The sequence below is a fragment of the Brevibacillus parabrevis genome (assembly GCF_003710905.1).
GTDB lineage: Bacteria > Bacillota > Bacilli > Brevibacillales > Brevibacillaceae > Brevibacillus > Brevibacillus parabrevis.
This window is the reverse complement of record NZ_RHHV01000013.1, coordinates 36,385-58,445: the sequence shown is the minus strand read 5'-3', so window position 1 is coordinate 58,445 and position 22,061 is coordinate 36,385. Positions and strand designations below refer to the sequence as shown.

Here is a 22,061-nt window from a genome sequence, read left to right as displayed (position 1 = left end):
AGAGGGAGGGGATTTTGGCGTGAAGATGACAGGCGACAGTGTCCTCAAAATGCATCCGCTTGCGCGCCGGGCGGAAAACGAAGAGGAGATGCTGATCGGGCGAACCGATATCAGCAATTTTATTGTACTCCCGGTTATTGGCGTGGAAATCATCGATTTGCTTGATGAAGGCAAAACCGTAAACGAAGTCGCTACGATCATGGAAGAACGGCTGGGCGAGCCTGTGGACGTGCTTGACTTTGCCAACGATCTCGCAGCTTCCTACCAGTTTGTCCATACGGTAGACGGCGAGGTGGTAAACGAGCCGGTTGCTGTTGTCGACCACTTTTCGTGGATCAAGGAAGCGACGGGACAGTTTTTCTTTAACCGTGTAGCTTTTTGCCTGTATGGCTGTGTATTTCTGGCAGGGGTGTTGCTGTGCGCCTTCACAGGCAAGTACATTCCGGTCTACTCCGACATTTTTGTCTCTACTTCTGTGACCGTTTCTGTGCTGGCTTCGTTTGTGACGATCTGGATGTTTTTGTTCTTTCATGAGCTGGCGCATTTGCTGGCGGCGCGGTCGCTTTCCATCGGCAGTCGCATCGGGCTGGGGCATCGGCTTGTCTTTGCCGTAGCGGAGACGAACATGTCCAATATCGTTCTCGTGGAGCCGGGGCGTCGTTACAAAGCGTTTGTGGCCGGAATGGCGTGGGACGCGACATTTTGGGGGATCGGCGTGATCCTGCTTTTCGCCCATGACGCTGGCTGGGTGAGTCTCTTGCCTTTTATCCAGGCATTTATCCGCATGGTTAACGTGATTTTGCTCATGGCGCTGGCGTTTCAGTTCATGGTGTTCATGCAAACGGATGTGTACTACATGCTCGCCACCCGTTTTCGCTGCGCCAATCTGCTGATGAATACGCGACTTTTTCTGAAAAGCAAAATCCGGTCGTTGACGCAGGAAGAGCAAGAGGAATGGGAGTATGTCTCCTTGCATGAAAAACAGGTCATCCGTTGGTACAGTTGGGTGTATTTGATCGGTTCCGTCTGGGCGATCTGGTTTTTTGTCCAGTATCAGTTGCGCATGGCGATTGATTTTATTGCGAAGATCGCCGATGAGATGCGTCACGCTTCCGTCGCTTCGTGGCAGTTTTGGGACGGCATCCTGTTGATTATGCTCGTGTTGGTTCCATTCTTCATCGTAGGCTGGTCGTGGCTTCGCGCCTATCGACAAAGAAAAAGCGAACGGGAGCGGGCCAAATCCTTGCAGGAGGCGTAAACAAACGTCTCTCCTTCGGCAAGGGGCCTGCTCCACACATTCGCTTTTGACAGGAGTGTAAAGAAACGCGATGTTTCTTTACGCTTTTTTGTTTTGGCAGGCAGCGGTCATCGAACATCAAGCTAAAGAGCGTTTCCCGTTGCTGTCCTTGCGAAGCGGCGTGACTTGCAAATAAGTGAACACGCGCCATATCCACTCAAGCGGGCCCATGCGGAAGGCGGACAGCCACAGCATGCTGAAAGCCATTTGCCCGACATAGATCCCGAGGCAAAAGAGCGTGGACTGCCAGTAGGTGAGCGTACCATACCAGCCGAACAGGTAGCCGCCGACCAAGATCAGCACCGTTTGCCCCACGTAGTTGGTGAGGGCCATCCGTCCGTAGCTGGTGAGCGGAGCCAATGCTTTTTGGACACCGCTGTGCTGCAAAAGCCGGATTAGCGTCGTCACGTAAAAAGCTGACATGACAAAGCCGGTCGAAGTCAAGGCGATCGTGTAGTACGTGAGCGCAAGCAATTGTTCCTCGGACATGTCGTCCACAACGATCATGTTGGCTGTCATAAACGGGTCAGCCGGAAGGAAATGATACTGGGCGTACAGACCGACCAGCATAAGGACAAAGGCGATGCCTTGAACCTTTTTGATCGCAGGCAGAAAGCGGGGAATGTCCTGGAATACCCCGAATTGCCCGACAGACAGGCCGAGAATGAACAGCGGCAGCACCAACATCGGCTTGAAGCCCGTGGAGCAAACGAACATGGCGAGGATCAGCCCGACAATCAGGTTTGTTCTCGCCTTCAAGCGGTAAAAAGGCATGAGCATAAAGCCGAAGATCGCGTAAATAAACAGGGCTTCGCCCGGATGGAACATTTTGTGGACAAAACCGAAGGCCAGAAGCGCAAGCAGACGGCGGACAAACAGAACCGTACTGTTGGCGCCTTTTGCTTTCGCCCGGCTGACAAACAGATGGAAGCCTACTCCGAACAGAAACGAAAAAATCACGAAAAAGCGCGATTCTACAGCAAAATTGAAAAACTGAAACAGCCAGGCGTCCAAGCTGCCAGGGGTTGGAGTCTTTACGTCAAGCAGCGGCAAAATGTTGACCAGGATGATTCCGAGCAAAGCGAAGCCGCGTACAGTATCCAGTGTGTCGATCCTCTGTGTCCCGGTAGGAGCGAGCGCTGTCAAAATGATCACTTCCTTTGTACCTTGATTTATGTCCAATCAGACGTCTCTTCATCCTAACGCACAGCGAGGAAGGGAGAAAGAGATTTGCATTACGCTCTGCTTACAAAAATGTAAGAGGCTCGCTCCCAGCGCAACTATCTGATTGCTCACCTCGTCTATTTGTATAAATCAGGAAGGAAAGGAGGCGCGAAAATGAAGCCGATTCTCCGGGGAAAGTGGCGGCTTGCCGCAGGAGTTGCCTATTATCGCGGCAGGCGGCATGCGCAGTGGCTGTTTGGGCGAACGAGATTGGCGCGGGAAAAAAGCAGCCAGCCGCTTCCTTATGTCCATTTTTCCCATCAGACTATTTTGTTGCGCCAATTGCAGCATGTAGAAATGTGGATGCAGCACAACAAGGTGAAAAATTTGCGCCTCGCGACCGCCTGTTTGCACGGAGTGATCATTCGGCCGGGCGAAACTTTTTCCTACTGGAAGCTGATTGGCAAGCCGACAAAAAGAAAAGGCTACGTAGAGGGGATGCTGCTCTCGCATGGTCGCGTCACAGCCGGGATTGGCGGCGGTTTGTGCCAGCTATCCAACTTGCTGTACTGGATGGCACTGCACACGCCTTTGACCGTGACCGAACGCCATCGCCACAGCTACGATGTGTTTCCCGACGCGAACAGAACCCAGCCGTTCGGAAGCGGCGCCACTTGCTTTTACAACTACCTCGATTTGCAGATTGAAAACCGGACGAACCAAACTTTCCAGCTTTGTGTCTGGCTGACGGACACGCATCTGGTGGGGGAATGGAGAGCTGACATGCCGCCGACACGAAGCTATGAAATGATTGAGAAAGAGCATGCCATCACCCCTTCGATCTGGGGCGGATACGAGCGGAGCAACCAACTGTGGCGCAATGTGTATGCCCAGGACGGGGAGTGGCTGGAACAGCAGTGGCTGACGGAAAATCGCGCCTATCTCATGTACGAGCCGCTTTTGCCAAAAGGATGATCTTTCCTCTCCCGTATACGAACTGGAACTCAGGTGCAATCTGTGCGAAAATAGGAACATATGCACTCGTATAGGAACGTGGAAAGGTGGATTTATACATATGTCTTCAGTAGAACGAATTACGTCAGGCTTGAACCCGGAACAGCGGGAAGCCGTACTTACCACGGAAGGTCCTGTCCTGATTCTGGCCGGAGCGGGCAGCGGCAAGACCAAGGTGCTGACACAGCGGATTGCTTATCTCATCAGCGTGAAGCAAGTTGCGCCATGGAGCATTCTCGCGATTACGTTCACCAACAAGGCTGCGCGCGAGATGCAGAACCGCGTAGCGGCGATCATTGGCGGTGCAGCGGCTCAGGATACGTGGCTTTCGACGTTTCACTCCTTGTGCGTGCGAATTTTGCGCAGGGATATTGACCGGCTTGGCATCAACCGCAGCTTCAGCATTCTCGACGCTGGCGACCAGTTGTCTGTCGTCAAGCAGTGCCTGAAGGAACTGAACATCGATCCGAAGCAATATGAGCCGCGGTCCATCCTGGCTGCCATCAGCGGAGCGAAGAACGAACTGACAGACCCGGCGACTTTTGCCAGACTGGCGGGCGATCCGTTTTCCCAGGTGGCTGCCAAGGTGTACGAAGCGTACCAGAAAAAGCTGAAAAGCAACCAGTCGCTGGACTTCGACGACTTGATCATGACGACGGTTCGCCTGTTCAAGGAAGTGCCGGAAGTGCTGGAATTTTACCAGAAAAAATTCCGCTACATACACGTCGACGAGTATCAGGATACGAACCGCGCCCAGTATCTTTTGATTTCCATGCTGGCCGACAAGTTCCGCAACGTCTGCTGCGTGGGGGATGCCGACCAAAGTATTTACAAGTGGCGGGGAGCGGACATCTCCATCATCCTGAACTTTGAAAAAGACTACCCGGAAGCAAAGCTGATCAAGCTGGAGCAAAACTATCGCTCGACCAAGACGATCCTGCAAGCAGCGAACCAGGTCATCGCCAACAACAAGCTGCGCAAGGAAAAGAAACTGTGGACGGAAAACCCCGGCGGAGAAAAAATCATGTGCTTCCAGGGTGATTCCGAGCATGACGAGGCGTATTTTATCGTCGATACGATTCGCAAGCAGATGGCGAAGTACAAGCGCTACGACAAGTTTGCCGTTCTGTACCGGACCAATGCCCAGTCCCGTGTGGTCGAGGATGTGTTCATCAAATCGAACATTCCGTACACCATCGTCGGCGGCACGAAGTTCTACGATCGCAAAGAGATCAAGGACATTCTCGCCTACTTGCGCCTGATTTCCAATCCGGACGACGATATCAGCTTGCAGCGCATTATCAATGTGCCGAAGCGCAACATCGGTGACACGACCGTCGACAAGCTGCAAGCGTACGCCAATGCAAACGGCCAGTCGCTGTACCAGGCCATTCAGGAGACGGCTTACATGGGCCTGCCGTCCCGCACGACGAATGCGATTTTGTCGTTTAACGATCTGATTACCAATTTGATGCAGATGACGGACTATTTGAGCGTGACCGAGCTGGTAGAGGAAGTATTGAAGCGATCCGGCTATCGTGAATCGCTGAAAGAAGACAAGACGCTGGAAGCGCAGGCGCGTCTGGAGAACATCGAGGAGTTTCTGTCTGTTACGCAGGAGTTCGAGCGCAAAAATGAAGACAAGAGTCTGCTCGCCTTTTTGACCGATTTGGCGCTTGTCGCTGATATTGATTCGCTTGGCGAAGATGGGGAAGAAGAGGTAGTAGCCGCAGACGGGCAAGTTGTGCTGATGACGCTGCATAGCGCCAAAGGGCTGGAGTTTCCGGTAGTGTTTCTCGTCGGGCTGGAGGAAGGCGTGTTCCCGCACAGCCGCTCCCTTTTTGACGACACCGAGATGGAAGAAGAGCGTCGTCTGGCGTACGTAGGCATTACCCGGGCAGAAGAGCGCCTGTACATGACGTGCGCGCGGATGCGGACGCTGTTTGGACGAACCAACGTAAGTGTGCCGTCGCGATTTTTGCAGGAAATTCCGCCCGAGCTGTTGGAAGGCAACCCTGCCGCAGCAGAGCGAAGCTTTGGCGGTGGTGGCCGCGGCGGAGCATTTGGTCAGCGCGAGATGGGGGCAAGATCGTTCGGCTCGACCTCCCCGCAAGCAGGAGGGGGCTTCGGTTCCGCCAAGCCAGGAATGGCGCAACGATCGACAGGAGGCTCGGCAACGTTCACTCGTCCAGGGTTGCAGGCTGGCGACAAGCTGCCTGGACACGGTCAGGGAGCAGGAGTGGATTGGAAAGTCGGAGACAGGGTGCAGCACGGCACGTGGGGCATGGGTACTGTCGTGAAAGTAAAAGGAGCGGGTGACGATATGGAGCTTGATATCGCATTCCCTAGCCCGACTGGCATCAAGAAGCTGCTCGCGAAATTCGCGCCGATACAGCGGGCGTAATGCTAATGCGCAGACTATCGCTAAAGTAAAGGATGAACGAGATGGATCGATTGACGGCGGAAACAAAAATCAAAGAATTGGTGAAACGAATTGAGCGGCACAACCGTCTTTACTATGAACAGGATCGACCTGAGATTTCCGATCAGGAATACGATCAATTGATGCGGGAGCTTACTGAACTGGAAAACCAGTTTCCAGAACTGGCTTCTCCGGATTCTCCCACCCAGCGCGTTGGGGGGGAGCCTTTGCCATTCTTTGAAAAAGTCGTACACAAGACGCCGATGCTCAGTCTTGGCAACGCTTTTGGGGAAGCAGACATCAGAGATTTTGACCGCCGTGTCCGCCAGGCCGTGGGGAGCCAGGCCGTTCGCTATGTGGCTGAGCTGAAAATCGATGGGCTTGCTGTGTCCTTGCACTACGAAAACGGTATGTTTGTGCGCGGAGCGACTCGTGGAGACGGGAGCACAGGCGAGGACATCACCCAAAACTTGAAGACGATCCGCTCGATTCCGCTCAAGCTGACCAAGCCGCTGACCTTGGAGGTGCGAGGCGAGGCGTACATGCCAAAAGCTGCTTTCGACAAGCTGAACCGGGAGCGGGAAGAGCGCGGGGAAGCGCTGTTTGCCAATCCGCGCAACTCGGCAGCCGGCTCGCTTCGGCAGCTCGATCCGAAAATCGCTGCATCCCGTCAGCTCGACACTTTTATTTACGGGATTGGCGACTTGCAGGGCGAGACAGTCGAGTCCCACAGCGAAGGGCTTGACCTGCTCGAATCTCTAGGCTTCAAGGTGAACAAAGAGCGCCGCGTATTCGAAGACGTCGAGGAGCTGCTCGCCTTCATTGAAAACTGGACAGAAAAGCGCCCGACCTTGCCATATGAAATCGACGGCATGGTCATTAAAGTGGACAGCTATTCGCAGCAGGAAGAGCTGGGCTTTACGGCAAAAAGCCCGCGCTGGGCGGTCGCGTACAAGTTTCCGGCGGAAGAAGCGGTCACGGTGCTTGAAGGCATCGAAGTGTCCGTAGGCAGAACGGGAAGCGTGACACCGACGGCCCTTTTGAAGCCAGTCAGTTTGGCGGGCACGACAGTAAAGCGTGCTTCTTTGCACAACGAAGACATCATCCGGGAAAAAGGCTTGCTGATTGGCGATCATGTCGTCGTCAAAAAGGCAGGCGATATCATCCCGGAAATTATAGCGGTGCTGCCGGAGCGCAGAACGGGCAGCGAAGTGCCTTTTGCCATGCCGACGCATTGTCCGGAGTGTGGCAGCGAGCTGGTGCGCTTGGAGGAAGAAGTGGCCTTGCGCTGTATCAACCCGATGTGTCCGGCATTGATCCGTGAAGGCATGATCCACTTTGTTTCCCGCACAGCGATGAACATTGACGGGCTGGGCGAAAAAGTGGTGGCTCAGCTGTACCGCGACGACATCATTCACAGCGTCGCTGACCTGTATTATTTGCACCAGCAGCGCGATGTGCTGCTGGGGATGGAGCGCATGGGCGAAAAGTCGGTAGACAATTTGCTGGCAGCGATCGAAGCGAGCAAGGAAAACTCGCTGGAACGCGTCCTGTTCGGGTTAGGCATCCGCCTGGTCGGAGCAAAGGCGGCGAAGGTGCTTGCCGAGCATTTTGGCCATATCGATGCCATCATGCAGGCGACAGAAGAAGAACTGACGCAAATTAACGAGATCGGCCCGAAAATGGCTGCGAGTCTCATCAACTATTTCGCTCAACCGCAAGCACAAGCTGTCATCGAAAGATTGAAGGCAGCGGGAGTGAACATGGAGTACAAAGGCATTCGCGTCGAGAGTGGCGCCGACTTGCCGTTCTCCGGAAAAACGATTGTCCTGACCGGAACATTGACCCAAATGTCCCGCCAGGAAGCAGAGGAAGCGATTGCCCGATTGGGTGGCAAAGTAACGAGCAGCGTCAGCAAGAAAACCGATCTGGTAATTGCAGGAGAAAAAGCTGGCTCCAAGCTGGAGAAAGCAGAAAAATTGGGTGTGGCTGTTATGGATGAAGCCGGATTCCTGGAAGTTCTTCAAACAGCAACACCGTAAAGAAAACGGTGGCGACAGACAGATGAGCAAGGGAAGGGACGTGAAGAGCATGAATGGCTTTAGGCGATGGGGAATTGGAGCAATGACGATGCTGATCTTGAGCGGCTGTAGCGATGGCGGCGTCGTTCAGGAGAAGCCCGCCACCTCTTCGGTTATTGCATCTGCTCTGAAGGGTGACTTGACCTATCAGGATGTTTTGGAAAAGGGAGAAACCATTCATAATCTGGCGATGACGTCAGACGCTGCACAAGTATGGGTAGGCACACATGCCGGACTGTACAGCTCCGCAGGGGGTTCCTTGTGGGGATTGCTGTCGCCAGAGCTGGCGCAGATTGATGTCGTAGGCTGGTTTGTCGATCCGAGCGACGCCCACCACATGTACGTCGGTGGCAGTGAAGGAGTCCTACGCACCGCAGATGGCGGGAAAAGCTGGACTTCTTCCAGCAAAGGCTTGCCTGAGCCTGCAAATATCCGCAGCTTTACTGGGGTTCGCCAAGGGGAAAAAGTTCGTCTGTTCGCGTTTGTAACAGGCGAGGGCATCTACCAATCCACAGACAAAGGCGATACATGGACGCTCTGGCAGCCGATGGATCAGGAAGTATATGCCATGGATTTTGACTCGAATGAGAACCGTCTCTATGTAGCGGCACAGTTCAGCTTGCTCTATAATGAGGAAGGGCAGTGGAAGACAGAGGCGATTCCGGATGCAGAACAGATTTACTCGCTATCCCTCAACAGAAATACTGGCGTTCTCGCTGTCGCAACCGAAAAAGGTGTCTATGAAAAAAACGATGGTGAGTGGCATCTGCTCGAAGCTCGCTCGCCGGAAAAATTGATCGTCATTGCCTCGGGTGGTGGCGATACAAAATGGGTAGGGATTGGCGAATCGGCGTTGATTTACAAGCTCAACGGCAATCGCTGGACCAAATGGAACTGATCCCATTTTTTTCAGGACAAAAGGAGTAGCGTATGAAAGCGAAGTTTTTGACAGGATGCAGGTACGCAGCCGCGTTTTTGCTTGCGATTGCCGTCTCTGGTTGTTCGTTGCTGCCAGGGGGCAAGGACAAGTCGCCTGAGCCTACCGCGCCGTCCTTGTCTGAAGTAGTGGAAGTATCTGAGGATTACTATGGCAGCATCACTCCATACAAGCCTAACCAGACGCGCGGCATGCTGAGCAGTGCGCGATACCGCATCGATTTCAGCCATCTGGAGCTTGGCTTGATGGAGTTTGCCCGCGATACGTTTCCGACCTCCCAGTATTATTTTCAGGAAGGTCAAGTCGTCAAAAAAGAACAGGTGACGCAGTGGATTGCCCAGGAAAAGGCGAGTGGAACGAAAGGCCAGCAGAAAAACGGCATTTTGGTTCACGTCCTGGAGCATGATTACTTGAACAAAAAAGACAAGCAATTGGCAGGCATGGTGCTCGGCTTGTCTGTATCGCCGAACTACCAGGATGCAACTGGCAAGGAAATGGTGTACACACAGCAGGAGCTGCAAGCAAAAGGGCAGCAGCTTGCCGCCAGTATCGTCGCGACGCTGCGGGTGAGCACTCCGAATGTGCCGATGCTGATTTTGCTGTATCAGGTTCCCGAAGCGAACTCTTCGCTTGTGCCAGGGCATTTCATCATGTCGGGTACAGTGGGAGCGAGCGAATCGGCCGTATCGAAGTGGCAGCCGATTGAAGAGGAGTTTTTCCTGTTCCCGAGCGCGGATGTAGAGAAAAAATATCCGCAGCAGTCGTTGCAGTACGATAAGCTGATGAGGCAAGCACAGGCGTATTTCGGAGAGTATGTCGGCATGACAGGCGTTGGCCGATTCATGGACGGCAGACTGACGGAGCTGACGATTACGGCGACGGCGGAGTATGACTCGCGGACAGAAGTTTTGCAGTTCACGCAGTACGCAGCCGGAAGCATCAATCAGTTGTTCGACAAAAGCGTCCACGTCAACTTGTACGTCCAATCGATGAACAAGCCGCTGGCCATTTATATTCGACCGACATCTGGCGAACCGTACATGCATCTGTATCGCCAGTAGACAGTAGCCAATAGTAGGAAGCGGCCCCGATGTGCACCTCTCCAGGTGTGGATCGGGGTTTTTGTGCAGAAGCCAGAGGAGATTGCACATAAGTGTATACGGTTGAACAAAGTGTGAACAAAAGTGTAAGGTCCCGTTTTCTGAAGTTGGCTGTTGTTTTTCGCGGAAAAATGCAAACACTATCGGGGTCGGGCTTCTCAGTAGTAGTTGGTATGATCCTTGCATATGTTTTATAAGTGATCTTAGGAAGAAAACGATAAGGAGGCGTCACCAAATGCAAGTTGAATTCAAAAACGAGGCGTTTACTAATTTTGGCCTGCCAGAAAATAAAAAGGCATTTGAAGAAGCACTCGCCAAAGTAGAAAGCGAGCTTGGCCGCGAGTACCCTCTCATCATTGGTGGAGAGCGCATCACAACCGAGAAAAAATCCAGCTCCTTCAACCCTTCCAATAAAGAACAAGTCGTGGGCGTTGTGTCCCAGGCAGACCAGGCGCTGGCTGAAAAAGCGATCCAAACAGCAGCCAGCACTTTCGAAACATGGAAAAAGGTTCCTGCCGGTGCGCGTTCCCGTTACCTCTATAAAGCAGCAGCAATCCTGCGTCGCCGCAAGCATGAGTTCTCCGCTTGGCTGGTAAAAGAAGCAGGTAAAAGCTGGGCAGAAGCTGACGCTGACACAGCAGAAGCAATCGACTTCATGGAATACTACGGCCGTCAAATGGATAAGCTGTCCCAACGCCATGACCTGCCACGCATCCCGGATGAAGACAACGAACTGTACTACATTCCACTCGGTGTTGGCGTAGTAATCCCGCCATGGAACTTCCCTCTGGCGATCATGGCTGGGATGACAACAGCAGCTCTCGTAGCTGGTAACACAGTTGTACTGAAACCTGCTTCCACTACACCAGTAATCGCAGCGAAATTCATGGAAATCCTCGAAGACGCTGGCGTACCAGCAGGCGTAGTGAACTTCGTGCCAGGTTCCGGCAGCGAAATCGGCGACTTCCTCGTAGAACACACGCTGACTCGCTTCATCAGCTTCACTGGTTCCCGCGACGTAGGTCTGCGCATCAACGAACTGGCTGCGAAACATCGTCCAGGTCAAAAATGGATGAAGCGTCTGGTAGCGGAAATGGGCGGTAAAGACTCCATCGTGGTAGACAACGACTGCGATATCGAGTTGGCTGCACAATCCATCGTAGCTTCCGCATTCGGCTTCTCCGGTCAAAAATGTTCTGCTTGCTCCCGCGCAATCGTTCACCAAGACGTGTACGATCAAGTGCTGGGTCGCGTAGTTGAGCTGACTAACCAACTGACTGTAGGCGACGTAAGAACAAACGAGTTCTACACAGGTCCAGTTGTCGACGAGAAAGCTTACAACAAAATTCTCGAATACATCGAGATCGGAAAAACAGAAGGCAAACTGGTTGCGGGTGGCGAAAAAGGCCCGGAAACAGGCTACTTCATCAAGCCAACCGTATTTGCTGACGTAGATCCGCAAGCTCGCGTGATGCAAGAAGAAATCTTTGGTCCAGTAGTAGCATTCTGCAAAGCCAACGATTTCGACCATGCTCTGGAAATCGCGAACAACACCGAGTACGGCTTGACTGGCGCTGTAATCAGCCGCAACCGTGCACACCTGGAGCGCGCTCGCGAAGAGTTCCACGTGGGCAACCTGTACTTCAACCGCAAGTGCACAGGCGCTTTGGTTGGCGTGCATCCGTTCGGCGGATTCAACATGTCCGGTACTGACTCCAAAGCGGGCGGACCAGACTACCTGTTGCTCTTCACCCAAGCGAAAATGGTTTCCGAAAAAATGTAAGAAAACGCAATACCAAAGCTGCCTCCACACGGGGGCGGCTTTTTTTGTCGCAAAAAGATTGAGGAAACCAAGTTTTCTCACGCTCATTTTGTCCACACTAAGAGGTAAGAAATGATGTGCGGGCAGGTGAGGGTAGCTGTTTACTTACATTGTGTCAGGGCTCTCGACGTTTTTTCTCGTGTACTTGCTGATGCCGCTTGCGTATCGGCTGGCGTGGAAAACAAAGCTGCTGGACATGCCCAGGGGAAGAAAAGGGCACAGCAAGCCAATGCCGCTATCTGGCGGGCTGGCGATGTTTGTCGGACTGCTGCTGGTGACAAGTTTTTTTGCAGGGGCGCAAAAAACGGTGGCAGTTTTGGCAGTCGGCGGCGTTCTGCTGGTGGCGATTGGCTGGGTGGACGATATGTACAAAGCGCAGCAAAAAGATTTTCCTGCGCTGCCGAAGTTGCTCGTTCAAGTAGCGGTCGCTGTCCTCGCCTTTTTGCTCGATATCCGGTTTCGCGGGATCAGCCTGACCTGGCTTGGGGCTGAAGATGGTTCTTATGTCTCGTTCCCTGTGTTTTTGTCTTTGTTGGCAACGGTGCTGTGGATTGTTGGACTGATCAATATGGTAAATTTTTTGGACGGAGTGGACGGGCTTGCGGCGGGAGCGACAGCCTTTTCAGCCATCACCTTGTTTTTTTTGTCGATGTTCAAGGGGCAGGAAGTCACGGCATTGCTGGCCGTTGCGTTGGCAGGGGCAGCGCTCGCTTTTTTGCGCTTCAATTTTTATCCGGCCAAAATATTCATGGGAGACGCCGGATCGATGTTTCTGGGCTTCGCGCTGGCGGTAATATCGCTGGAAGGAACGATGAAAGGGGCCACGCTCATTTCGCTGGTCGTGACGGTTCTGGCACTCGGCTTGCCTGTGATGGATACGATGCAGGTAATGATCAGTCGGTTGTTGGCGGGGTCGCCTATGTATCAGGCTGATCGGAGACATGTTCACCATCGCTTGATGTCGTTTGGCCTGACAGCCAAGCAAACGGTTGTCGTCCTGTATTTGGTCAGCCTGCTGTTCTCGGGACTTGCGGTGTTCCTGTTTTTGTACGGATAGAGCAGCGCAGCATTGCTTTATTTGGATAAAGCAATTGAGCAAGAGAGTGCCCGCCAAAAAGGATGGCGCAGCCAAGACAAAAGGAATGGACATTCGATCTCTAGTCTTCGGCAGGATCGAAGAAAAAGAACTGGTTGCGGCCTGTTGCTTTTGCTTTATACAAAGCCTTGTCGGCGTTGCTCAGCAACTGGTCCGCTTCTTTCGCAGAGGCAGGGAAAAGAGCAATTCCGATACTGGAGGTAAAGTGAAACGTCTTGTCCTCGTAGCTCCACGGCTGCTGGAGCGAACGCAGGATGCGCGTCGCCACTTTTTCGGCCTGACGTTCGCTGTCGATGGCTGTGAGAATGACGACAAACTCGTCTCCCCCCAAGCGGGCGACGGTATCCTGATCGCGAACGCACGATTTGAGACGCTTGGCCAGCATTTGCAAAAAAACGTCGCCAATATCGTGACCCCATGTATCGTTGATCTGTTTAAAATGGTCACAGTCGATGTACAGCGCTGCTACCATCTCTCCAGACGCCTCGGCGCGTTCCAGCGCTTCCTGGAGGTTGTTGTAAAGAAGGCGTCTGTTAGGCAAGCCTGTGAGCATATCGTGGTAAGCCATGTGCTCAAGCTGCCACTCCAGTTTTTTGCGTTCGGTAATGTCGCGGGTAACAGAAAAGACGTGTGTGCATAGCCCTTCGTTGTTGAAGACAGGCGAGAGGATGGATTCACCGACCATGTGGCCGTTCGTTGTGAAATGAGTGGGACTGGCGCCTTCAACGGTTTGGCTGTACATGCTGTTGAGCAAGTCAGCCTTTTCCTGCGGGTAAACTTCTTCAATCAGCTTCCCGTAGCAATCCTCGGTAAGACCTGATCCTTTCATGGCGGCAGGATTCATCAAGACATACCGGAACTGGTAAGCCCCGCCGGCGTTTTTTTCCACAGCCATAAGGAAAAACATATCCGACATGTGATGAAACAAACTGGTCAAGATGTCGCTGTGCTGACTGATGAGTGTTGTAATATCAAGCTTCGCCATATCTGTGGTCTCCTGATTGTAGGCTTGTCCCTATATTATAGTATAGCAAGGCAGGCCAAGAAAATGATGAGACGTTGGTAATAGTGCGGGGTTTACTGGCTGCAAGTGGAAGTGGTAAAGTAAGGGTATTCTCTCACTAGCTGTCTAATCGAAAATGATTAAGGAGTTCCACTTATGCGCAAAAAGCTGCTGCCCGGTCTGATCCATCGCCTGCCGCAAAACGCGATGTCGAGGACCATGGGAAAAATTACTGCTTCTCGCTTCAGTCGATTAGCCATTCAGCGATACATCCGTCACTATAAAATCGATTTTTCCATCATAGAAAAGCCCGTATCGGAATACCGGACTCTCAAGGAATTTTTTACGCGCCGCCTGAAACCGGAAGCAAGACCGATCGCCCCTGGACACGATGTTGTCGTAAGCCCGGTGGATGGGACTGTTTCCCAGCTCGGCGACATCTGCGAAGGCACGCTGATTCAGGCAAAAGGAAAAGATTTCACAGTGACTGAACTGCTCGGCGGTTCGGAGCAAGAGGCGAAACGTTATTACGGCGGAAAGTTCATTACAATCTATTTAAGCCCGCGCGACTATCACCGCATACATATGCCAGTGGCGGGGAATCTGGTGAAGTACAGCTACTTGCCTGGACGTCTCTACCCGGTCAATCAGCTCGGAATTGAAAACGTGGAGCGACTGTTTGCCCGCAACGAGCGGCTCGTGACCTACATCGAAACAGATGGTTTGGGCAGCATGGCTTTGGTCAAGGTCGGAGCGCTGTTCGTCGGAAGCGTCAAAGTCTCGTACAATACAGCCACGACGAACATCAAGCACGGCCGACAAACGGACGAACCAATCATCGGCACCCCGCATTACGAAAAAGGCAGCGAGCTAGGCTGGTTCGAGTTTGGTTCAACGGTCATTTTGCTCGTGGAGTCCAGCCAACTGGAATGGGCAGACCGTGTGGAAAAAGGCCAGTCGCTCTTGATGGGGCAAGTGTTGGCGACGATAGAGACGGAGAAGGAATAGTTGTGACTCTTCAACTGGGAGCATGGCCGTTTTGTTGAGCATAGCAGTCAGTCCTACTCTCATGGAAACATCAAGCTGGTTTTACAAAAGAGAAAAAGGAGTCCCTTTTTATAAGGGGCTCCTTTTTTAATCAAAGACTGTTTCTAGCTCGCCATATTGAATTAGCACTGGTTCCGAGTACCACCCACGGTTTCTCCCGTATAGGCATTAATAATGTGTGTACCACTTTCGCAGTTGGACTCACGGGTATAGCTAATATGGTATTGTCCATTGGAGTAGGTTACAGCAGTGATTTTAATTGGTCCGAGCGCCGGGTTTTTCGTCAACTGGGTTGTTAAAATTTGCTTGGCTTGTTCTGGTGTCAGCATTTGTTCATGCTGATTCGGGAACAAAAGATTGGGCAAAGGAATAGTTTGTGGCAGAGAAATCATGATAGCCAGTAGCAGTACAAGTGTTGTTTTCAAATGCGTCCTCCTTTTGATTCAAGTTATGAATAAAATTACTTTTCGAGTTCGGCCCCTTCTTGCTTGACTAAAATTTCAGGGGTGGGGTCGTCTTTATGTTTTTCAATGACTTCATAAATGGACTTTGTGTCCAATGTACTTTTAAAATTGGATACTTTCTTTTGTTCGACAGTGTACTTTCCTTGATATTGCCCCATAATAACGTAATGATTTTGTGATTTGTCTTTATTATAGATACTGTCATCTTCCATTAAGAAAAGAAGTACTTTTTCATTATTAGAGAAGTCAGCTTCTGTGTCAGAACTAAATGCAAATTCTCCGGGTATTTCGCCTTTGTATACTCGTACTGTAACAATGTCATTTGATTTAGGAGTTCCTTTTAAAATCGTATCTATTTTAATACTCACATCAGTGTATACAATATCGTTTAATTTTATATCTTTTGGCATTCTTCCACTCGGGGTATTCCACGTTGCAGGGTGAATTTCTAAAACGGTTCCTTCCAAAATTAGAGAGGCGCCAGAAGCTAATTCCTGATTGGTGAAAGTATCCAAATAAGAAGCGATGTGTATCCTTTCAGTAGGTGAGTTGTTCTGTAGGTTAAGCGCCATAGCAGAACCTGTAGTTAAACCCGTTAATATCACAAGAGTCCCTAGAACAATTCCTTTTTGTTTCAATCGAGAAATAAGCATTTTCTCCTCCGAATGTTAGATTTTATAGCGGCCTACCAGTCAATTGCGTTATATCCGTTAATATCATCTTTTCCTAGCTGGTACTTGACTGTTCCCGCGGGAGAAACATACATGACAGCATCTTTATTATCTGAATGATCTAAGCCGATGATATGTCCAAATTCATGTACCATAATAGACGGTACATGATATGCAGTTTTAGAAGGTTTGGAAGAATTACTTAGATTGCGTGAACTGTTTAAAATAATGTCTCCTTCAGTGATTATATCCCCTGAATATTTCCACCTTGCATTTGCAGGTGCTTGAGAAGTTCCCATATCAATTTTAAAAACTTCATTTTCTCCATTAATGTTTTCCATCGGATTATTTTGTTTATTTCTATCGCCACTATATTCTAAGGAAAACTTCTTTTTCCGAATCGTATCCCACTGATCAGAAGCCAAAACGATTGAGTCAACACCTTCATCTGAAATTGAACTTGCAATCGAGTAGGTATAATCTACTCCTTTTTCCCAGTGACCTCCATAAGGGTCAAGATTGTACGCGAACGATACTGATGAGTAACCAATTAGTAAGCTGCCTATAAACATTCCTAACAGTTTGGATTTTCTTACCATTGATTTATTAATCCTCCTGAGTTTATGGTTATATTTGTAAAATATATTAATATATAGGATTTTGTCAATTGAAGTTAAATTTGATGAACGCAAATTTATTGATTGATTCCGACCAAATAATAAGGTTTTAAAGGTCAGTCTTCTATATTTTAATTTTTCGACAAAAAATATTTCTCCAAAGCCCAATCCCCGCGAAAATTGACTGAACCCGCTGTTTTCAAGTAAGATCAAAGTTATGTGATACGATTCGGAGGTGGAAGAGATGAGTGCCATCACTCGCAAAGAAGTAGAGCATGTTGCCAATCTGGCCCGTTTGCAGCTGACGGAAGACGAGGCTCTGCAATACACAAAAGACCTGAACGCGATTTTGGAGTTTGCGGCGAAGCTCAACGAACTGGATACATCCAATGTCGAGCCGACCAGCCACGCTACAGACGTGAAAAACGTGATGCGCGAGGACGTCAACAGACCGTCCCTGCCGCGCGAAGAAGTGCTGAAAAACGCACCGGACCACGAAGACGGGCAGTTCAAGGTGCCTGCTGTATTCGAATAACGGGTCAGGAGAACGAGAAGGGAGGAACCCACTGTGTCGCTGTTTGACAAGCGATTGTCGGAAATACATAGCGCTCTGCGCGCAAAAGAGCTTTCGGTAACGGATCTGGTGCAGGCTTCCATCGCAAGCATCAAGGAGCACGATGACAAGATCAAATCCGTCCTGCATGTGGATGAGGAGGGAGCGCTTGCCCATGCTCGCCAGCTGGACGAGCGTCTGGTGAAGGAAAAGGAGGAGTTGGGCCTGCTTTTCGGGATGCCGGCGGGTCTGAAAGACAACCTGATCACCAAAGACATCCGCACCACTTGCGCCAGCAAATTTTTGGCGAACTACGATCCTGTGCATGACGGAACGGCTTCCAAAAAAGTGAAGGAAGCGGATGCTGTGATCGTGGCGAAGCTGAACATGGACGAGTTCGCCATGGGCGGCTCCAATGAAAACTCCGGCTTCTTCCCGGCGAAAAACCCGTGGAACACCGATTACGTGCCAGGCGGCTCGTCCGGCGGTTCTGCTGCGGCGATGGCTGCCCGTCACTTCTACTTTACGCTCGGATCGGATACGGGCGGCTCGATTCGCCAGCCGGCTGCTTTTTGCGGCGTTGTCGGCTTGAAGCCTACTTACGGGCGCGTATCCCGCTTCGGTTTGGTCGCATTTGCGTCTTCGCTCGACCAGATCGGCCCGGTTACGAAAAACGTGGAGGATGCGGCATACGTGCTGCAAGCGATTGCCGGACACGATGAGTTCGACTCCACTTCTGCAAATGTAGAAGTGCCGAACTATCTCTCCGCGCTCACTGGCGATGTAAAAGGTTTGCGCATCGGGGTGCCAAAAGAGCTGATCGGGGAAGGCATCGACACAGAGGTGCGCGAGGCTGTGCTTGCTGCTCTGAAACAGTTGGAAAGCTTGGGCGCAACATGGAGCGAAGTTTCCATGCCGCATACCGAATACGCGGTTCCAGCCTATTACTTGCTGTCCTCTTCGGAGGCATCGTCCAACCTGGCCCGTTTTGACGGCGTACGCTACGGTGTGCGCGCAGACAATGCGTCCAACTTGATTGAGCTGTACAAAGAATCCCGCAGCCAAGGATTCGGTCCGGAAGTAAAACGCCGCATCATGCTCGGTACTTATGCGCTTTCGTCCGGCTACTATGACGCGTACTACAAAAAAGCGCAGCAAGTTCGCACGCTGATCATCCAGGACTTTACCAACATTTTTGCCGATTTCGATGTGATTTTGCATCCGACGACGCCGTCCACGGCTTTCAAAATCGGCGAAAACGCCAACGATCCGGTCAAAATGTACCTGGAAGACATTTGCACCGTACCTGTCAACCTGGCTGGACTGCCAGCGATCAGCGTACCGTGCGGCTTTTCCCAAAACGGTCTGCCGATCGGCTTGCAGATCGTGGGTCGTGCGTTTGACGAATCCACTGTCTTGCGCGTAGCACATGCTTATGAGCAGGCAGCAGGCTACAGCCAGCGCAAGCCGGAATGGGTGAGGGGGTAAAAGGCATGAGCAAGTACGAAACCGTCATCGGCCTGGAAGTCCACGCCGAGCTGTCGACCAACAGTAAAATTTTTTGCGGCTGCCCGACTGAGTTCGGCGCGCCGCCGAATACACATACATGCCCGATTTGTTTGGGACATCCGGGCGTTCTTCCCGTAACGAACAAGCAAGCGGTGGAGTTCGCGATGAAAGCGGCGCTTGCGCTCAACTGCGAGATTTCCCGCGAGACGAAGTTCGACCGGAAAAACTACTTTTACCCGGATTCTCCAAAAGCGTACCAAATCTCCCAGTACGACCAGCCGATCGGCTACAATGGCTGGATCGACATCGAGGTCAACGGAGAAACGAAGCGCATCGGCATCACGCGCCTCCATCTGGAGGAAGACGCGGGCAAGCTGACGCACAGTGACTTCGGGGGAGAATCGCTGGTCGACTTCAACCGCGTAGGTGTTCCGCTCGTGGAGATCGTCTCCGAGCCGGACATTCGCACGCCGGAAGAAGCTCGCGCCTACCTGGAGAAGCTGAAAGCGATCATCCAGTACACAGAAGTGTCCGATGTGCGCATGGAGCAAGGCTCGCTGCGTTGCGATGCCAACGTCTCGATTCGTCCGTACGGGCAAGAAGCGTTCGGAACGAAGACAGAACTGAAAAACATGAACTCTTTCCGCAACGTGCAGATGGGTCTGGAGTACGAGGTGCTGCGTCAGACGGAGGTTGTTTCTTCCGGCGGCACGATCGTGCAGGAGACACGCCGTTGGGATGAGGCGAATAAAAAGACGATTACGATGCGTTCCAAAGAGGAAGCGCACGACTACCGTTACTTCCCGGACCCTGATTTGGTGCGCATGCAAATTTCCGAAGAGTGGATCGAGGCCGTGCGCGCGACCATTCCGGAATTGCCGGATGCCCGCAAGGCTCGCTATGTGAACGAATACGGCCTGTCGCAAGCGGACGCGGAAGTCATCACGATCTCCAAGGAGACAGCGGATTTCTTCGACGAAACTGTGAAAACAGGAGCGGACGCCAAAGCTGTAGCCAACTGGCTGATGGTTGATTTGCTGGCACATCTCAATGCGAACAACCTGGCGTTTGCCGACGTGAAAATGACAGCGCAAGGCTTGGGCGACATGATCAAGCTGATTGCAGACGGAACCATCTCTTCGAAAATCGCCAAAACCGTCTTCAAAGAGATGGTGGAGACAGGCAAAGAGCCCAAGAAGATCGTCGAGGAAAAAGGACTGGTGCAAATCAGTGACGAGGGCGCCCTGCGTCAAATCGTCGTCGATGCCGTCAACTCCAATCCGCAAGCCGTGGCCGACTACAAGGCCGGAAACGAAAAAGCGGCAGCGTTCTTCGTGGGTCAAGTGATGAAGCAAACCAAAGGCAAAGCGAACCCGCCGATGGTCAACAAGCTGATCCAGGAAGTATTGAGCAGCCTCTAAGGATAAAAGCAGCAGCACGAACCCGAAAAAGGGAGCGTGCTGCTTTTTCTATGTAAAAAGTCGCATTCCAAAATGTCCCATACAAGGTAATATAGATGGTAAGTAGATGATAGGATGGGGGAGCATCGATGAAACGGAAATGGCAAGGAGCAGCTGTTGCTTTGTCTGCAACGATGGTGTTTGCAGGAATGGGAGGAACGGCATTGGCGGCAAGTCCCGGGTCTAGCTCAGCAAGCGCGACTGCTGCGAAAGTCGAAGCAAAGCTGCCTGCGCAAGCGCAAAAAATAGTAACGGCTTTGGAGCAGCTGGAGCCGTGGGTGAAGGCCATGACCGAGCGCGAAATCGATGTGCTTGATGCCGATCAAGGCTATGTGTATTTGGACATGTACGATCCGAAAAATACGAACGTCAGTGCCAGCCTGACTTTTGACAGCAAGACAGGTGAATTGATCAGCTTTGAATCTTCGGTGACAGCGAAAACGGAAAAAGACAGCGCCGTGCCGTCTGACAAGGAAATTTTGCAAAAAGCGATGACGTCGCTAGTCACCCTGCTGGGAGAAGAAAAGTTGAAAGGGCTTGGCTCTCCGGTGTTGTCCGTGTTAGTGCCTGATAGTGAGGAAGCGGAGCAAGTGGAAGCGGGAGGCACGCGGAACAGAGTCTTCTATCCGTTTCTGGTGAACGGGTTGCAAGTAAACGAAGGCAAATACGGAATCGAAGTCAATACGGATGAAGCGGGCCATCTTGTAGCACTGAATGTGTACCGTCTGGATTTGACGGGGATTAAAGTTCCCGATCCGAAATCCGCGCTGACGCCAGAGGCGGTCAAAAAGCAATATTTCATCCCTGACCGATTGGATCTCGGATACATGCAGGAAGGGAAAGACGGCAAGCCCGGCCTGCAATACACATTGCGAGTTTCGCCGATGATTGACGCGACAACGGGAACACAGATTGATCCGACGCGTGGAACTACAATCGACCAAGGCAAGCGCAGCAAGGCAACGATCAAAAACATCACACTTGCGCTTCCGGCCAAATCGCTCACGGCCAAAAGCAAGGCCGAAGCAGAAAAGGCAGTAATCAGCCTGTTCGGAATCGATACGAAAAAAGAGTACATCTACCCAGAGGAAGTCGCGGGGGATTACGATCATACGTATACGTGGTTTAATGAAGATCAAGATTACGCGTCCGTAACGTTTGAAAATGAGACGGGCATTTTGATTGCCAGCCAGTTTTTTGCATGGTCGGAGCAAAAGCCGGCTCCTTTGAAAAAGGAAGAGGCGCTGACAAAAGCGGTTGGCTTCCTGGAGCAGGTAGCGCCGGAAAGCTCAGCTTCCTTGCAGGTTGAGATACTCGAACCATACAAAGAGGCACCTTTGGCGGACTGGATGCTGGAACTGCTGGATGGAGAAGAACCGGAGCCGGAGCCAGGTCTGTATTACGCCTTCTTGTTCAGTGAAATGCACAAAGGCTTGCCGATCCTGGATCGCTACCATTGGATTTTGGTGAACAGCGAGGATGGCAAGGTTGCCCAATACTCCACTACGCTGCCGATGAAAAAGGTCGATTTTCCGGATGAAAAGCCAGCGGTGAGCGAACAGCAGGCGGCTGAAATCATCGCGAAACAACTGCCGCTAAAGCAATCTTATTTGTGGACCAACTTCTACGGCATCCCGGCTCCATCCCTGTCTCTCGTCTACACGGTTGACAACAGCAAAGGCTGGCCATATGTAGATGCGGCCAAAGGCTCGATCGAGTGGATCGAAGACGAGGAATAACAGCCGATTTTGTTCAAAAGAAAGACGCGGACATTTTACATGCCCGCGTTTTTTATTTTGCGCAA

General features: G+C 51.7%; 18 protein-coding genes. 13 read left to right on the top strand and 5 right to left on the bottom strand.

Annotation, left to right across the window (positions count from 1 at the left end):
- Positions 1-19: 19 nt before the first annotated feature.
- Complete coding sequence (locus EDM60_RS19885) at positions 20-1,258, top strand: PqqD family protein (RefSeq protein WP_122965541.1); 1,239 nt, start codon at positions 20-22, stop codon at positions 1,256-1,258.
- 117 nt (positions 1,259-1,375) lie between these two features.
- Here EDM60_RS19885 and EDM60_RS19880 read toward each other — a convergent pair whose 3' ends face one another.
- Entirely contained in the window at positions 1,376-2,473 is a 1,098-nt protein-coding gene (locus EDM60_RS19880; protein ID WP_233454112.1) for a DUF418 domain-containing protein, read from the bottom strand.
- A 162-nt stretch (positions 2,474-2,635) separates the two neighbouring features.
- Between EDM60_RS19880 and EDM60_RS19875 the strand changes: the two genes are divergently transcribed.
- The 7 genes from EDM60_RS19875 (at position 2,636) to EDM60_RS19845 (ending at position 12,894) form a co-directional block, all read left to right on the top strand.
- Positions 2,636-3,436, top strand: coding sequence for a VanW family protein (locus EDM60_RS19875; RefSeq protein ID WP_122965539.1), 801 nt, complete (start codon positions 2,636-2,638; stop codon positions 3,434-3,436).
- A 100-nt stretch (positions 3,437-3,536) separates the two neighbouring features.
- Entirely contained in the window at positions 3,537-5,879 is a 2,343-nt protein-coding gene (gene pcrA / locus EDM60_RS19870; RefSeq protein ID WP_122965538.1) for a DNA helicase PcrA, read from the top strand.
- A gap of 41 nt (positions 5,880-5,920) precedes the next feature.
- Complete coding sequence (gene ligA, locus EDM60_RS19865; protein WP_122965537.1) at positions 5,921-7,939, top strand: NAD-dependent DNA ligase LigA; 2,019 nt, start codon at positions 5,921-5,923, stop codon at positions 7,937-7,939.
- Positions 7,940-8,021: 82 nt separating this feature from the next.
- A complete protein-coding gene (locus tag EDM60_RS19860; protein WP_233454105.1) occupies positions 8,022-8,876 on the top strand; it encodes a WD40/YVTN/BNR-like repeat-containing protein in 855 nt (284 codons plus the stop codon).
- A gap of 32 nt (positions 8,877-8,908) precedes the next feature.
- A complete protein-coding gene (locus EDM60_RS19855) occupies positions 8,909-9,976 on the top strand; it encodes a CamS family sex pheromone protein (protein ID WP_122965536.1) in 1,068 nt (355 codons plus the stop codon).
- Between the two features lie 274 nt (positions 9,977-10,250).
- Positions 10,251-11,798, top strand: a complete 1,548-nt coding sequence (gene pruA, locus EDM60_RS19850) for an L-glutamate gamma-semialdehyde dehydrogenase (protein ID WP_122965535.1) — start codon at positions 10,251-10,253, stop codon at positions 11,796-11,798.
- A gap of 151 nt (positions 11,799-11,949) precedes the next feature.
- Positions 11,950-12,894: an MraY family glycosyltransferase gene (locus tag EDM60_RS19845; RefSeq protein WP_229049814.1), complete on the top strand. Its 945-nt coding sequence runs from the start codon at positions 11,950-11,952 to the stop codon at positions 12,892-12,894.
- Between the two features lie 100 nt (positions 12,895-12,994).
- On the opposite strand, the gene EDM60_RS19840 is transcribed toward EDM60_RS19845, so the two are convergent.
- Positions 12,995-13,918: a sensor domain-containing diguanylate cyclase gene (locus tag EDM60_RS19840; protein ID WP_122965534.1), complete on the bottom strand. Its 924-nt coding sequence runs from the start codon at positions 13,916-13,918 to the stop codon at positions 12,995-12,997.
- Between the two features lie 174 nt (positions 13,919-14,092).
- Here EDM60_RS19840 and asd point away from each other — a divergent pair, with 174 nt between their 5' ends.
- On the top strand, positions 14,093-14,944 hold the full coding sequence (asd, locus tag EDM60_RS19835; protein ID WP_122965533.1) for an archaetidylserine decarboxylase: 852 nt from the start codon (positions 14,093-14,095) through the stop codon (positions 14,942-14,944).
- Positions 14,945-15,105: 161 nt separating this feature from the next.
- Here asd and EDM60_RS19830 read toward each other — a convergent pair whose 3' ends face one another.
- Genes EDM60_RS19830 through EDM60_RS19820 form a run of 3 tightly spaced genes read right to left on the bottom strand, consistent with a single transcriptional unit; the run spans position 15,106 to position 16,717 of the window.
- Positions 15,106-15,408 (bottom strand): hypothetical protein, encoded by a 303-nt coding sequence (locus tag EDM60_RS19830; protein WP_122965532.1) that lies wholly within the window; start codon positions 15,406-15,408, stop codon positions 15,106-15,108.
- A 35-nt stretch (positions 15,409-15,443) separates the two neighbouring features.
- Positions 15,444-16,100 (bottom strand): hypothetical protein, encoded by a 657-nt coding sequence (locus EDM60_RS19825; protein ID WP_122965531.1) that lies wholly within the window; start codon positions 16,098-16,100, stop codon positions 15,444-15,446.
- A 32-nt stretch (positions 16,101-16,132) separates the two neighbouring features.
- Positions 16,133-16,717, bottom strand: a complete 585-nt coding sequence (locus EDM60_RS19820; RefSeq protein ID WP_167470348.1) for a matrixin family metalloprotease — start codon at positions 16,715-16,717, stop codon at positions 16,133-16,135.
- 262 nt (positions 16,718-16,979) lie between these two features.
- Here EDM60_RS19820 and gatC point away from each other — a divergent pair, with 262 nt between their 5' ends.
- The 4 genes from gatC (at position 16,980) to EDM60_RS19800 (ending at position 21,996) form a co-directional block, all read left to right on the top strand.
- Positions 16,980-17,270: an Asp-tRNA(Asn)/Glu-tRNA(Gln) amidotransferase subunit GatC gene (gene gatC / locus EDM60_RS19815; protein ID WP_122965529.1), complete on the top strand. Its 291-nt coding sequence runs from the start codon at positions 16,980-16,982 to the stop codon at positions 17,268-17,270.
- Positions 17,271-17,303: 33 nt separating this feature from the next.
- Positions 17,304-18,776 carry an Asp-tRNA(Asn)/Glu-tRNA(Gln) amidotransferase subunit GatA gene (gene gatA / locus EDM60_RS19810; protein ID WP_122965528.1) on the top strand — a complete coding sequence of 491 codons (1,473 nt, stop codon included), beginning with the start codon at positions 17,304-17,306 and terminating at the stop codon, positions 18,774-18,776.
- Positions 18,777-18,781: 5 nt separating this feature from the next.
- Positions 18,782-20,218, top strand: a complete 1,437-nt coding sequence (gene gatB / locus EDM60_RS19805) for an Asp-tRNA(Asn)/Glu-tRNA(Gln) amidotransferase subunit GatB (protein ID WP_122965527.1) — start codon at positions 18,782-18,784, stop codon at positions 20,216-20,218.
- 128 nt (positions 20,219-20,346) lie between these two features.
- Positions 20,347-21,996, top strand: a complete 1,650-nt coding sequence (locus EDM60_RS19800; protein WP_122965526.1) for a YcdB/YcdC domain-containing protein — start codon at positions 20,347-20,349, stop codon at positions 21,994-21,996.
- Positions 21,997-22,061: the final 65 nt, after the last annotated feature.